This window comes from Marinobacter sp., assembly GCF_041690615.1.
GTDB lineage: Bacteria > Pseudomonadota > Gammaproteobacteria > Pseudomonadales > Oleiphilaceae > Marinobacter.
The window spans coordinates 1-13,821 of sequence record NZ_JAWLGY010000042.1 but is presented as its reverse complement, the minus strand read 5'-3'; the positions used below and the strand labels follow the sequence as shown (position 1 = coordinate 13,821).

At 61.3% G+C, this 13,821-nt stretch carries 7 protein-coding genes; 4 read left to right on the top strand and 3 right to left on the bottom strand.

Annotation, left to right across the window (positions count from 1 at the left end):
- Positions 1-159: 159 nt before the first annotated feature.
- Positions 160-4,059 carry a phosphoribosylformylglycinamidine synthase gene (purL, locus tag ACESMZ_RS17270; RefSeq protein WP_372958260.1) on the bottom strand — a complete coding sequence of 1,300 codons (3,900 nt, stop codon included), beginning with the start codon at positions 4,057-4,059 and terminating at the stop codon, positions 160-162.
- 323 nt (positions 4,060-4,382) lie between these two features.
- Between purL and mltF the strand changes: the two genes are divergently transcribed.
- Positions 4,383-5,840, top strand: coding sequence for a membrane-bound lytic murein transglycosylase MltF (gene mltF, locus ACESMZ_RS17265; RefSeq protein WP_372958261.1), 1,458 nt, complete (start codon positions 4,383-4,385; stop codon positions 5,838-5,840).
- Here the strand turns inward: mltF and ACESMZ_RS17260 are convergent.
- Positions 5,821-6,300, bottom strand: a complete 480-nt coding sequence (locus tag ACESMZ_RS17260; RefSeq protein ID WP_372958262.1) for a regulatory protein RecX — start codon at positions 6,298-6,300, stop codon at positions 5,821-5,823. The two genes, mltF and ACESMZ_RS17260, sit on opposite strands and share 20 nt — an antisense overlap.
- Positions 6,301-6,463: 163 nt before the next feature.
- Between ACESMZ_RS17260 and ACESMZ_RS17255 the strand changes: the two genes are divergently transcribed.
- Both ACESMZ_RS17255 and ACESMZ_RS17250 read left to right on the top strand, forming a co-directional pair.
- Entirely contained in the window at positions 6,464-8,926 is a 2,463-nt protein-coding gene (locus ACESMZ_RS17255; RefSeq protein WP_372973069.1) for a DUF349 domain-containing protein, read from the top strand.
- Positions 8,927-9,147: 221 nt separating this feature from the next.
- Positions 9,148-11,304, top strand: coding sequence for a carboxy terminal-processing peptidase (locus ACESMZ_RS17250; RefSeq protein WP_372958264.1), 2,157 nt, complete (start codon positions 9,148-9,150; stop codon positions 11,302-11,304).
- Positions 11,305-11,392: 88 nt separating this feature from the next.
- Here ACESMZ_RS17250 and mtnA read toward each other — a convergent pair whose 3' ends face one another.
- Positions 11,393-12,463: an S-methyl-5-thioribose-1-phosphate isomerase gene (gene mtnA / locus ACESMZ_RS17245; RefSeq protein WP_372958265.1), complete on the bottom strand. Its 1,071-nt coding sequence runs from the start codon at positions 12,461-12,463 to the stop codon at positions 11,393-11,395.
- A 102-nt stretch (positions 12,464-12,565) separates the two neighbouring features.
- On the opposite strand from mtnA, the gene ACESMZ_RS17240 reads away from it, so the two are divergent.
- The coding region (locus ACESMZ_RS17240; RefSeq protein ID WP_372973068.1) for a TRZ/ATZ family hydrolase at positions 12,566-13,821 on the top strand (1,256 nt) is incomplete at its 3' end.

The following is a 13,821-nucleotide window of genomic DNA, read 5'->3' as shown; positions in this document are numbered from 1 at the left end:
GGGGACTTGCACCCCCAAGTCATCCGGCCAGCACCACCTGGACCGGAACAGCGCCGTCAAGGCGCTACGCGCCATGCCTGGCGCACTACAAAAAAGCCGGTAACAGGGTTCCCTGTTACCGGCTTTCGGTTCCGTTATCGGCCAGGCCAGGCCCTTATATCATCCCAGCCACTTGCGGGCATTACGGAACATGCGTAACCAGGGGCCATCCCCACCCCAGCCGTCCGGATGCCAGGAGAACTGTGCTGTACGGAACACGCGCTCCGGATGCGGCATCATGATGGTGACCCTTCCATCCTGGCTGGCAAGGCCCGTGATCCCCCCCTCTGAGCCATTGGGATTATAGGGATACCGCGTCGTTGCCTGGCCGTGATGATCCACGTATCTCAGAGCCACCTGACCGGACTGGTCAAAGGCCTCAAAACCGCTGGCGCCAAACTCCGCACGTCCCTCACCATGGGCCACGGCGATAGGCATCCGTGAGCCCGCCATGCCATCCAGGAATGCGGATTTTGACGCCTGCACCTCAACCATTACCAGGCGCGCCTCAAACTGCTCGGACTGGTTACGGACAAACCGGGGCCAGCCTGCGGTACCCGGAATCAGCTCATGGAGATTGGACAGCATCTGGCAACCGTTACAGACCCCCAGTACCAACGTGTCTTCACGCTCGAAGAACCCTGCAAATTGGTCCCTGACCCGGGCATTGAACAGAATGGACTTGGCCCAGCCCTCACCTGCACCGAGCACGTCGCCATAGGAGAAACCGCCACAGGCAACCAGTGAGCGGAAGCCATCCAGTGTGACCCTGCCAGAGAGGAGGTCACTCATGTGAACATCCACCGCGTCAAATCCGGCGCGATCAAAGGCTGCGGCCATCTCGGTCTGGCCGTTTACGCCCTGTTCACGCAGTACAGCCACCTTCGGGCGGGCTCCACTGGCAATAAACGGTGCCGCCACGTCTTCCGACGGATCGAAGCTCAGCTGTGCACCAAGTCCGGGATCATCGCTGGCCAGCAGGTTGTCGAACTCTTCCTGCGCACAATTGGCATTGTCACGCAGGCTCTGGATGCGGTAGCTGGTTTCTGACCAGAGACGCTGCAGGTCTGCCCTGGCCTCGTCGATAACCGGCTCTCCTTCAAAGGAAAAGCGGACCCGGTCCTCGGCATTCAGGGTGCCAACCACGGAGGTGTGCTCACCCAGCCCGGCGCCAGAGAATTGCTGCAGAACGAACGGTGTGTCGTCCCGACGTACCTGGATAACCGCGCCCAGTTCTTCGTTGAACAGTTCACGGGCGAACTGGCCGGGCTCTTCGGCCAGGCCATCCAGGCGGATATCGACGCCGGTGCGTCCCGCAAAGGCCATTTCTGCCAGGGTCACGAACATGCCTCCATCGGAGCGGTCGTGATAGGCAAGCAGCTTGCCATCCTGGTTGAGGCCCTGAATCACTGCGAAAAACGCCTTGATATCTTCCGGATCATCCAGGTCTGGTGCTACCGCTCCCATTTGCCCGAACACCTGTGCCAGGGCAGAGCCGCCCAGACGGTTCTGACCGGCCGCAAGGTCCACCAGGATCAGGTCGGTTTCGCCCTGATCCGTCTTCAGTTGCGGTGTCATTGTACGGGTGACGTCAGTCACCGGCGCGAAACCGCTGATGATCAGGGACAGCGGTGCAGTCACGCTCTTCTGCTCCTCGCCCTCTTCCCAGACGGTCTTCATGGACATGGAGTCCTTGCCCACCGGAATCGCGATACCAAGTGCCGGGCACAGCTCCATGCCTACTGCACGAACGGTTTCGTAGAGATTTTCGTCCTCACCCGGATGACCGGCTGCGGCCATCCAGTTAGCCGACAGGCGAATGTCGGAGAGCTGTGCAATCGGCGCCGCCGCGAGGTTGGTGATTGCCTCACCCACCGCCATGCGACCGGATGCCGGCGAGTCGATACAGGCCACGGGTGTGCGTTCGCCCATGGCCATGGCCTCACCGGTAAGCACATCGTAGCTCGCAGCTGTGACCGCCACGTCAGCCACCGGCACCTGCCAGGGCCCGACCATCTGGTCGCGGGCTACCAGGCCAGTAATGGTGCGGTCACCGATGGTGATCAGGAAGCTCTTGCTGCCCACCGACGGAAGGCGCAACACCCGGCGCACGGCTTCGTTCAGGTCAATCTTCGTGGAATCGAAGATTGACTTGGTGAAGGACGTGCGGTTGATAGACCGGTGCATCCGGGGCGGCTTGCCGAAGAGCACCTCCATAGGCAGGTCGACGGGCGAATCGCCATAATAGGCGTCTGTCAGGGACAGATGATGGGTTTCCGTGGCCTCGCCAATAACCGCGTAGGGGCAACGCTCACGGCGACAGATGGCGTCGAAGCGTTCCATATTCTCTTCGGCGACCGCCAGTACGTAACGCTCCTGGGACTCGTTACACCAGATTTCCAGTGGCGACATACCCGGTTCATCGCTGGGGATATCCCGCAGTTCGAACTTGCCACCGCGGCCGCCGTCCTTGACCAGCTCCGGCATGGCGTTGGACAGACCACCAGCGCCCACATCATGGATAAACGCTATTGGGTTCTGGCCGCCCTGCTGCCAGCAACGGTCAATCACTTCCTGGCAACGGCGCTCCATTTCCGGGTTGCCTCTCTGCACGGAGGCAAAATCAAGGTTCTCGTTGCTGGTACCGGAGTCCATGGATGAGGCGGCACCACCACCAAGGCCAATCAGCATGGAGGGCCCACCCAATACGATCAGCCGGGCGCCCACGGGGATCTCGCCTTTCTCGACGTGGTCCTCGCGGATATTTCCAAGACCACCGGCAATCATTATGGGCTTGTGGTATCCACGCACTTCTTCACCGGCCGCCCCGGCCACACGCTGTTCGAAGGTGCGGAAATAACCGGCCAGGTTAGGCCGGCCGAATTCGTTATTGAAGGAGGCGCCACCCACCGGGGCATCGATCATGATATCCAGTGGCGATGCGATCCGCTCAGGACGGCCGTAGCCAGCCTCCCAGGGCTGCAGGTCGCCGGGAATCTCGAGGTTGGAGACGGTAAACCCGGTCAGGCCGGCCTTGGGCTTGGACCCGCGACCGGTGGCACCCTCGTCGCGAATCTCACCGCCGGCGCCAGTAGCGGAACCGGCAAACGGGGAAATAGCCGTGGGATGGTTATGGGTCTCGACCTTCATCAGAATGTGGATGGGCTCATTCACATACTGATAACGGGCCGTTTCCGGGTCTGGATAGAAACGCCCGCCGACCGTCCCACGGATAACCGAGGCATTGTCCCGGTAGGCAGACAGTACGCCTTCACTGCTCATCTCATGGGTATTCCGGATCATGGCGAACAGAGATTTCTGCTGCCCTTCACCATCGATATCCCAGGAGGCATTGAAGATCTTGTGCCGGCAATGTTCCGAGTTGGCCTGGGCGAACATCATCAGTTCTACATCGGTGGGGTCCCGGTCCAGATTACTGAAGGATTCCACCAGGTAATCAATCTCATCCTCAGCCAGGGCCAGCCCCAGGCGCTGGTTGGCCTCCGCGAGCGCTGGACGCCCCCCGGACAGCACCGGTATGCGCTCCAGCGGACGAGGCTCTTCACGATGGAACAGGAGTTCAGCGCCACCCATTTCGTGGAATACGGTTTCCGTCATGCGGTCATGGAGCAGCGCGGCAATGGCCTGCCGGGCTTCCCGGCAGAGTTTCTTGTCAGCGGTCACATAGTAGGCGATGCCCCGCTCAATACGCCGCACCTGGCGCAGGCCGCAGTTACGGGCGATATCCGTCGCCTTGCTGGACCAGGGTGACACGGTGCCTGGCCGGGGTACGACGAGAAACAGGACCCCTTCCGGATCGCGGCGATCAGCGCTGGGGCCGTAGGTCAGCAGCCGGTCAAGCACGGCCTGGTCGGCATCGCCCAGCTCAGCCTCGGCGTCCACGAAATGCATGAATTCCGCATAGATGGCACGCACACCGCCTACGGTATCTGCCAGTTGACCAAACAGTTTTTCAGAGCGGAAAGGGGAAAGAGCGGGAGCGCCGCGGAGTTCCAGCATGGGTTATAACCTGTATCGCGCGAACTTGGGAAACCGGTACATACCGCCCGGCACCGCATGGCGGGCATGCGCGGGCGTCGGGGCACCGTTTATGAACGGGCGCAATAATACTGGAAACTGCAGCGGGGATACAGCAGCGGACAACAAATGTACAATATACCCATGTGCACGCAATCTTCCCCGTGGCCGATTGACCTTTTTCATCGCTCTGGGGGATTATGCAGCATCCCGTTCCGGAGGCCATGAATTTGGGTTGCTCCCGAAATCTCAGACCATATCTGCTCCCTCTGCGCGGCATTCTCGTTGCTTTGCTGGGGGTCCTGATGGCCAGTGGCTGTACGCGCCCTGACACCCTCGCCACCGTGCAGGCCGAAGGGGTGCTGCACGTCATCACCCGTAACGCGCCCTCCATTTATTACGAGGATCGGGAAGGTCCCACCGGTTTCGACCACGAACTGGCCCGGCGGCTTGCGGATCATCTCGGGGTCGAACTGCGGGTCCGGCTGGCCGGAAGTAACAGTGAGATTCTCAGGGTACTGGATGAGGGTTATGCCCATATCGGTTTCACCGGACTGTCAGCAGACCGGGACTGGGGTGACCGTTTCCGCTCGCTGGCCAACGGGCTGACCTCCGAGTCGGTAATAATCTATCACCGCGGTCTGGACCACCCCGACAGCGTGGAGGATCTGCTGGAGCAGCAGGTGGTTGTTCACGTCGCGGCGGAAACCAACCACCTGCCCCATCTGCAGAAGTTGCGATCAGCACACCCTGCCCTTGACTACCAGGTCCATGAAGGACTCGATGCCGCCGGCATGCTTGAACGCGTGGAGGCAGGTGAGTTTCCGGCGGCGGTAGTTGACGCCAACGAACTGGCCCTTAACCATGTATTCTATCCGAACGTCAAACGGGCGTTCAGTGTCAGCGACCAGGAAGCCATTGCCTGGCTGTTCCCCACCACCAATGATGGCACGCTGTATCAGGAGGCACGCCAGTTTCTGGAGACCATCGAAAAAGATGGTACCTTGGCCCACCTGAGGGAGCGCTTCTACGGGCACCTGGATCAGCTGGGCTATGTCGGCGCACTGACCTTTGAGGAACACATCCAGGAGCGCCTGCCGCAATACCTGGACGTCTTCCGGGACTACGGGCAGGAAACCGGCCTGGACTGGCGCCTGCTGGCGGCCATCGGTTACCAGGAATCCAACTGGCGCCGTGACGCAGTGTCTCCCACCGGGGTTCGTGGCCTGATGATGCTGACCCGAACTACGGCAGAGCATATAGGCATCGACAACCGCCTGAACCCCCGCCAGAGCATTGAGGGCGGCGCCCGTTACTTCCGCCAGGTCCACCGGATGATTCCGGAACATGTGCAGGAACCGGACCGCACCTGGTTTGCACTGGCTTCCTACAACGTTGGCTTCGGCCACCTGGAAGACGCCCGGCGCCTGACGGAATCCGCCGGTCGCAACCCGGACCGTTGGCTGGATGTGAAAGAATTCCTGCCACTGTTGTCCCAGAAAGAATGGTACTCCAAGACCCGCCATGGCTACGCCCGAGGCCATGAGCCGGTTATCTACGTGCAGAACATCCGCCGCTATTTCGATGTGCTGGCACGGCGCTATGACCTGCAGTCCGAGCCGGACGCCCCCATGGTCGCGGAGTCCGGTGCCGGTGAACTGTCACCGCCGACCTCCCGGGAAACGCGTAAGGCCAAGCCCGAAGAACAGGAAACCTCCCTCGTTCTGCCCCGGGAGATGGGCCTTACTCCTCCGACGCTCTGACAGCCTCCAGCGCCTGTTCCACCTGGTCCCCGGAAAAACCACGGCGAGCCAGGAAGCCTCCCTGTCGCTGACGCTCAGTCCAGTCACCGGACACATCGGTCAGGCCGAAGCGCCTCTCTCTTACCTCTATGGCCCTGGTGACCCACCGGGATTCCGGTATTGCCGTCATTGCATCCGGGGTACGGTAAATACCCCTTTGCTGTAGATCGGCGAGTATTTTCAGGGGGCCATAGCCAGCGTCGATACGCTGACGCATAAAAACCTCTGCAAAGCGATCGTCGCTCAGCCAGCCTTTCTCCTCGAAGTCGTCCAGAACCTGCTCAATGACCCGGTCCTGTACTCGTCGCTGGCGAAGTTTCATGGCCAGTTCGAAGCGACTGTGCTCGCGACGGGCCAGCAAGCGCAGCGCGATTTCGGGCGCCTGCTCGTCAGGGCTCCGTTTTTTGTCCAGGTTTGCCATACAGGCCCTTTCCGCCAGCGGTTTCCAGAGGATAGACTATGCCACCTGCCCGGGCCACGAAGCATCCCGACATGCTTCAAAGCCCGTTATCCGGGTAGCTTCATACACCCGTTTGCACCTGCGGGCGACACGCCCGGTGAACCGATTCCTCAAGGATACCGACATGGCCGCATTTATCCAGAGACTCTTCCAGAAGCGCTTCAGTGCCGCGACCAGTCAGACCAGCCCCAGAAAAGGTCGGGGCGATACCGCACCGGAACAGGAGAACCCGTCAGGCAAGGAAACCCGGGATGCGGCCCAGAACACCATTGATCATCAACGTGCCCTGCTTGCCCAGCCGGAATGCAGCCAGCGCACGCTGGCCGAACTCGCCATTGACGGACTGGCGGCAGACATTCGCCTCGAGGCAGCCAGGGGCCTGACGGACCGGGATCAGTTGCAACAGGTGCAGAAGCTGGCAAGGGGCAGTGACAAGGGCGTGTACCAGTTGGTACGCCATACGTTGCAGGAGCAGCGTCGTCAGGAGGATAAAGCGCAGGCCACCAGGGACGCCCTGGCAACTCTGTTACGACAGGCAAGTGAGCTCGCATTGACCCGGGATACGAACCTGTATGAAGCCCGTCTGCAAAAGCTGGAACAGCAGTGGCAGGCCCTGGAAGCGGAATCAGACAACGATACCCGCACACAGGTACTGAGTGCCCTGCACCAGTGCCGGCAGCGAGTCCGGGAACAGGAGCTGCAGCGCCAGGCAGAAAAGGAGCAACAAGCGCAACAGGTTCAAAGGAAGGAAACCCTCGAACTGCTGCAGGAGACCCTGGCAGAACTGGGCGGTGAGGCGCCGGCCCAAAGTGCCCTGCCTGCCCTGGACGCTCTCCAACGCACCCAGGAAAACCGCTGGCTGGAGGCCACCCGTGACACAGAAGTGGCGCACCAGGAGCAGAAACTGTTCGAACAACGCATGCAGGCCCTGCGAGAGGCCATTGCGGCCCTGCGGCGCCTGGCTAATCTCCAGGACGAAATCGACCAGACCCTGAACTCCGGAACCGGGGATGCCGAAGCCGCCAGGCACCTGCTTGAGCAGTTGAACTGGCCCCGGGGCCTGGCCCAGCCCGAAGTGGTACAGGGGCTGGCCAGGGCCGCCAGAGACCGGGCACCGGAACAGAAGCCGGCTGAAGACCCGGATATTCTGCGCCAGAAAACCGCACAACTGGACCAGGCGCTGGACCGCCTTGAGCAAGCACTGGATGCCCGCCAGTTGAAGGAATCCCGGCATTTTCTGAAGCAGGCCCAGAGCGTTCAGCGGCAAATACCCGGGCGTGACGGCAACCGCTATAGGGCGCGAATGCAACGCCTTGCCGGACAGGTCCGGGAGCTTGGCGACTGGCACGGCTTTGCCACGAAACCCAAACAGACTGCCCTGTGTGAACAAATGGAATACCTGGCTGAACAGCCCATGGAGCCGGAGGCGAAGGCGGACCGCATCCAGGAACTCCAACAGGAGTGGCGGGAGCTTGGGGGCTCTTCCGATCGGGAACTGTGGCAACGTTTCCGCACTGCCTCTGACAAGGCGTTTGAACCCTGCCGCGCCTACTTCGAGGCCCGTTCGGATCTTAAAAAGGTCCACCTGCGGAAACGCCAGAGCCTGTGCGATGAGCTGCAACGGTATCTCGAGACGGTGGATTGGACGCAAGTGGACTGGAAAGCCGCCGAGCAGATCGAGAAAACCGCCCGTCAGGAGTGGCGGGAAGCCTGGCCGGTGGAATTCCGGGACAATCGCCCGGTACAGAAAACCTTTGACCAGCTGATGACAGCATTATCCAGCCGCCTGGACGAGGAACGCAGCCGAAACGAGGCCCGCAAACAGGCCATAGTGGACCGGGCCCGGGAACTGGTTGAACACACCCCGCTGCCGGATGCGATGAACGAAGCCAAGGAGCTGCAAAAGCAGTGGCAAGCCATCGGAATCACCCGCCACCGGGAAGATCGCAAGCTCTGGAAAGCGTTCCGCGGAGCCTGCGATGCAATCTTCGCCAGGCGTGATGAGCACCGACAACAGCAGGTCCGGGCTTCCGGCGAAGCCGACGAGGCGGCTGACATGGTAGTGTCGAGGGCACGTACCTGGCTCGATGACCATGACGCAGAGCCCGATGCAGCCGACCAGCTCCTCGCCGAACTGAAAGAGGCCGGTAACGGCCCGGTCTCCGGTCAGATGCAGCAGTCGCTGCGCAAGATAGCCGGTGAACTGGAAGAGCGCCGGCAGCAGATGCGTCACCAGGCCAGCGTCCGTCACTGGCAGCGATGGGTTGACCTGCACCAGAGAGGAGAGCTGGGGCCGGTTCAGTTGCCGGACCACTGGCAGGCACTTGCGGCGCGGGCGCAGCTGGATGACCCGCAGGAACTGGTGGTGCTGGCCGAGATCCTCGGCGGACACCCGGCTCCGGAAACGGACCAGCCCCTGCGCATGGAGCTCCAGGTAAGGCGGCTCAAACAGGGCCTGGAAGGTGATCAGGGCACTCCGGCATTATCCCCTGAAGCGCTGGTAGCCCGCTGGTGCCTGGTACTGCCGCCGGAGGACCTGACACCTGAACTGAGTGAGCGACTGCAGCGGGCACTGGAACTTGCCTGAAGACTGCCGGTCAACTTATGGAGAGATTGTCATTACACGACCAACAGCCACTGTGGTAACGGAGGGAGCGGTTGCCTACAATGAATGACAAAGGGACACCACACCGACTGCTGCCTGTACAGGGTTTACGGGAAACCGGACCCGGTCGGCAGACAGGCAGGTGTCTGACGCCGATACTGACTATCGGCGCGTGACCCAGGCTTTAGCAGGTAACCCAAGATATGAAGACAAGAAACATGCCGGTAGCATTCCGGGCCAGGAGTATCGCTTTCGGGCTTCTGGTTTCCCTCCCCCTGGCCGGGATCGGCACTTCCGTTTCGGCAAATGTTGACCAGAACGCCTATGAGTCAGTGGCACCTACCATTGAGCAGGCCCGGGCCAACATCCTGATTTCCCGCCAGCTCCAGTTCACCCATTTCCGGGATCAGGCCATCAATGATGATCTTGCTAACGAGGTTTTCGACGACTACCTCGACTATCTGGATGGTCAGCGCGTCTATCTCACCCAGGAGGACATCCGAGACTTCCAGCCCCTCAGGCAGGAAATGGCCTCTGCACTGAGAACCGGTCAGCTGCAACCAGGCTTCGAAATCTATAACCGTGTCCAGAACCGAATCATGGAGCGCATGGACTATGCCCTGGGCCTGCTCGAAGACGGTCTCGGCCAGTTTGATTTCGAGAGCGACGACGAAATACTGCTGGACCGCTCCGAGGCTGACTGGGAGCCGGACCAGGCCGCACTGGACAGGTTGTGGAACAAGCGTATCCGGAATGCGGTTCTCGGCCAGCGCCTGAATGGCACTGACGATGACGAGATCATTGAGGTGCTCACCCGGCGTTATGAAAGCCAGCGCAAGCGGGTTTCCCAGATGCGCAGCGAAGATGCCTTCCAGGCCTACATGAACGCCTTCACCGGCACCTGGGACCCACATACCAATTACTTTTCTCCGCGCAACTCGGAAAACTTCAACATCAATATGAGCCTGTCCCTTGAGGGCATAGGCGCAGTGCTCCAGTCCGACAACGAGTACACCAAGGTCGTCCGACTGGTACCGGGTGGCCCGGCATCGCGTCAGGGCCAGCTCGGCCCGGCTGACCGGATTGTCTCGGTAAAACAGGAAGATGAAGAGGAGCCGACCAATGTGATTGGCTGGCGCCTCGATGAGGTGGTGGACCTGATTCGCGGCCCCCGGGGCTCGGTCGTCACCCTCGAAGTGGTGCCCGCTAACGCCAGTGACGAAACCGTAACCCGCTCCATCGACATCAAGCGAGACAAGGTCAAGCTTGAAGAGCAAAGCGCCCGCAGCGAAGTTATCGAACTGGACCGCAACGGCCAGACCTACAGGATCGGGGTTATTGATATCCCGACCTTCTATGCGGACTTCCAGGCCATGCAGCAGGGTGACCCCGATTACAAGAGCACCACCCGGGACGTGCGCAAGCTGCTGGAGAAACTCCGTGAGGAGCAGAATGTCGACGGGCTGGTGGTGGACCTTCGCAATAACGGCGGGGGCGCTCTCCATGAGGCCAATGACCTGGTCGGCCTGTTTATTGACCAGGGGCCGACAGTGCAGATCCGTAGTCCCGACAACCAGGTTCAAGTGCTGTCCGATGAGGATCCCGGCATCGCCTGGGATGGCCCGATGGTGGTTCTGGTAAACCGCATGAGTGCGTCGGCCTCCGAGATCTTCGCCGGGGCCATCCAGGACTATGGCCGCGGCCTGGTGGTGGGCTCCCAGACGTTCGGCAAGGGTACCGTACAGGCGGTGCGGTCACTGAATCACGGCCAGCTCAAGATCACCCAGTCCAAGTTCTACCGGGTATCCGGTGGCTCAACCCAGCACCGTGGTGTGATTCCCGATATCGAGATCCCGTCACGGGTGGATAACACGCGAATCGGCGAGGATGCCCTTGAACGCGCTCTGCCGTGGGACCAGATCGACGCGGTGCCCCACGCCCGCTACTTCGACTTCAGCGGAATGATCGATGAGCTGCGGGACCGCCATGCAGAACGATTTGACGAAAGCCCGGAGTTCCGACTCCTGCAACAGGAAATTGACTTCCTCACGGAGCAGCGCAAAACCACCATGGTCAGCCTGAACGAGGACGAGCGCCGAAACTACCAGCAGCAGCTGGAGCATCGGCAGCTGACCATCGCCAACGCCCGCCGGGAACTCAGGGGTGAGGAACCGTTTGAAAGCTTCGAAGCCATGGAAGACCATGAGGAACAGCAGGCGGCAGAGGCCCACGGAAACGAGGACGACGAGCTGGACTTTATTGTCCGGGAAGGTGGCCACATCATGGCGGACATGCTGGAACTGGATCGCCGCATGGCGACCATCCTTCCCGCAGGCACGGTCACCGCAAAGGCTGAATAGACCGCCTGTAGTCTGGCGAACCAGAAAGGCCGGCTGCCCGAAAGCAGCCGGCCTTTTACATCCGGTAAACAGCTGGCCGCAACGCCGGTCAGTCGAAAAGCTTGTGCATCCCCGTAACCTCCGGCGTATGGACAACTCCGCGCTCGGTGACAATCAGGTCAATCAGGTTGGCCGGGGTAACATCGAATACCGGATTGAACACATCCACGCCTTCCGGAGCGACGGAGATACCCCCGACCTGACGCACCTCCCGGCCATCCCTTTCCTCAATGGGAATATCCCGGCCACTCTCCAGGGACATGTCCACGGTACTGGCCGGCGCCACTACCATGAACTTCACCTTGTGGTGGCGGGCCAGCACGGCCAGGCCATAGGTGCCGATCTTGTTGGCGACGTCACCATTGGCGGTGATCCGGTCGGCCCCCACAATAACCCATTTCACATCCCCCCGGGCCAGGATGGCGGCTGCCGCACCATCGGCATTGAGGGTAACGGGGATTCCGTCCCTCGCCAGTTCCCAGGTGGTGAGCCTTGCGCCCTGCAGCCAGGGGCGGGTTTCATCCGCATAGACCCTTTTCAGTAGCTTTTGTTCGTGCAGGCGCCGTACCACACCCAGGGCGGTTCCATAGCCTCCGGTGGCCAGTGCACCGGTATTGCAGTGGGTCAGGATGGCGCAGGGCCGGCTCAGCTCCATGGCCTCCAGAGCCAGGTCCGCCATGGCCATATTGGCAGCCAGGTCTTCCTGATGAATGGCTACGGCTTCCTCAGCAAGGCGTGCGACGGCGTCTTCCCGGGAGTGGCACTGCCTCAGCACACCGGTCATTCGCTGCAGCGCCCAGAACAGGTTAACAGCGGTTGGCCGGGACTCGGCCAATGCCTCGACGGAAACCTCCACTTCCCGCAACCAGTCTTGGTCATCCGCGCCCCGTGCTGCCAGGGCGACCCCGTATGCGGCGCTGATGCCGATGGCGGGCGCACCCCGCACAACCATGTCCCGGATGGCCTGGGCAACCCCGGCGGCACCTTCGATGGTGAGCCAGTGCTCCTCTTGCGGTAGTCGACGCTGATCCAGTAGTTGAACCGCATGGCCCAGCCAGCGAATTGCGACGGTGTCAGGGGTGGCTGTCTGGGTAGCGGGATCGGGGTTGCCTCGGGTCATCTATTCACCTCTTCTGGAAAACGTAACAGGCTGGCTGCTGTCTGACTCGACCGTTATACTCTGCCCTTCCAGACAAACCAAGCCGGAGTTGCAGGCCTGCCCATGACAGCAGACACCATTATCGCCGCTGACGTACGAATCAACGCCCGCTGGCTGATTCCGGTCGAGCCCCTGGGTGAAGTACTCGAGAACCAGGCGGTACTGCTGCTGGGAGATCGCATCGAGGCCATTGTTTCACAACAGCAAGCCGACCAGGCCTACCGGGCGCGGGAAGTGATCGACCTGCCCAGCCATGTCGTCCTGCCCGGGCTGATCAATATGCACGGCCATGCGGCCATGACGCTATTCCGCGGACTTGCCGACGACCTGCCCCTGATGACCTGGCTTAATGACCACATCTGGCCGGCAGAGGGGCGTTTCGTCAGCGAGCGTTTTATTGCCGACGGCACTCAGCTGGCCATGGCCGAAATGCTCCGCACCGGCACCACCTGCTTCTCCGACATGTACTTTTTCCCGGAGATTGCCGCACAGGTGGCCAGGGACGCTGGCATGCGCGCGCAAATCTGTTTTCCACTGATGGAGATGCCCACGCCCTGGGGTAGCGGACCCGACGAATACCTCGCCAAGGGCAAGGCTCTGTTGAACGAGTGGCAGCACGACCCATGGGTGCGCATGGCCATTGGCCCCCACGCCCCCTATACCGTCGCGGACAGCACCCTTGAACAGGCCGTTGCGCTGCAACAGTCTTCCGGCGCGGCACTCCAGATTCACCTCCATGAGACTGCGTTTGAGGTCGAAGAGGCCCTGCGCGAGACCGGTCAGCGCCCCCTGGCGCGGCTGCAGACCCTTGGTGCGCTGAATGCCAACAGCCAGTGTGTGCACATGACTGCCCTGAACGACGATGACCTGGCCATGGTTACCGGTAGTGGCACCCATATCGTCCATTGCCCAGAGTCCAACCTCAAGCTGGCCAGTGGCTTCTGCCCGGTTCACGCCCTTCAGAAAGGCGGCACAAACGTGACCATCGGCACTGATGGCGCCGCCAGCAACAATGACCTGGACCTGTTCGGTGAGCTGTCCACGGCCGCCATGCTGGCCAAGGCAGTGTCCGGCGATGCCGCCGCGCTGACGGCCCACGAGGCACTGGCGATGGCGACGATCAACGGTGCAAGGGCCCTGGGGCGCGACCAGGAGCTCGGCTCCCTGAAAGCCGGCAAGCAGGCCGACCTGATCGCAGTCGATCTGGGCGACCCGTTCCTGCAACCAGTCTATGACCCGGCCTCTCACCTGGTTTACAGCAACCATGGCCGTCAGGTAAGCCACAGCTGGATTGCCGGCGTACCACAGGTACAGGATGG

Bases quoted from the DNA above. Each gene is read 5' to 3' on its own strand.
- mltF (WP_372958261.1), top strand. From the start codon at position 4,383: ATGGCCAGTGGCTGTACGCGCCCTGACACCCTCGCCACCGTGCAGGCC.
- ACESMZ_RS17255 (WP_372973069.1), top strand. From the start codon at position 6,464: ATGGCCGCATTTATCCAGAGACTCTTCCAGAAGCGCTTCAGTGCCGCG.
- ACESMZ_RS17250 (WP_372958264.1), top strand. From the start codon at position 9,148: ATGAAGACAAGAAACATGCCGGTAGCATTCCGGGCCAGGAGTATCGCT.
- ACESMZ_RS17260 (WP_372958262.1), bottom strand. From the start codon at position 6,300: ATGGCAAACCTGGACAAAAAACGGAGCCCTGACGAGCAGGCGCCCGAA.
- purL (WP_372958260.1), bottom strand. From the start codon at position 4,059: ATGCTGGAACTCCGCGGCGCTCCCGCTCTTTCCCCTTTCCGCTCTGAA.
- mtnA (WP_372958265.1), bottom strand. From the start codon at position 12,463: ATGACCCGAGGCAACCCCGATCCCGCTACCCAGACAGCCACCCCTGAC.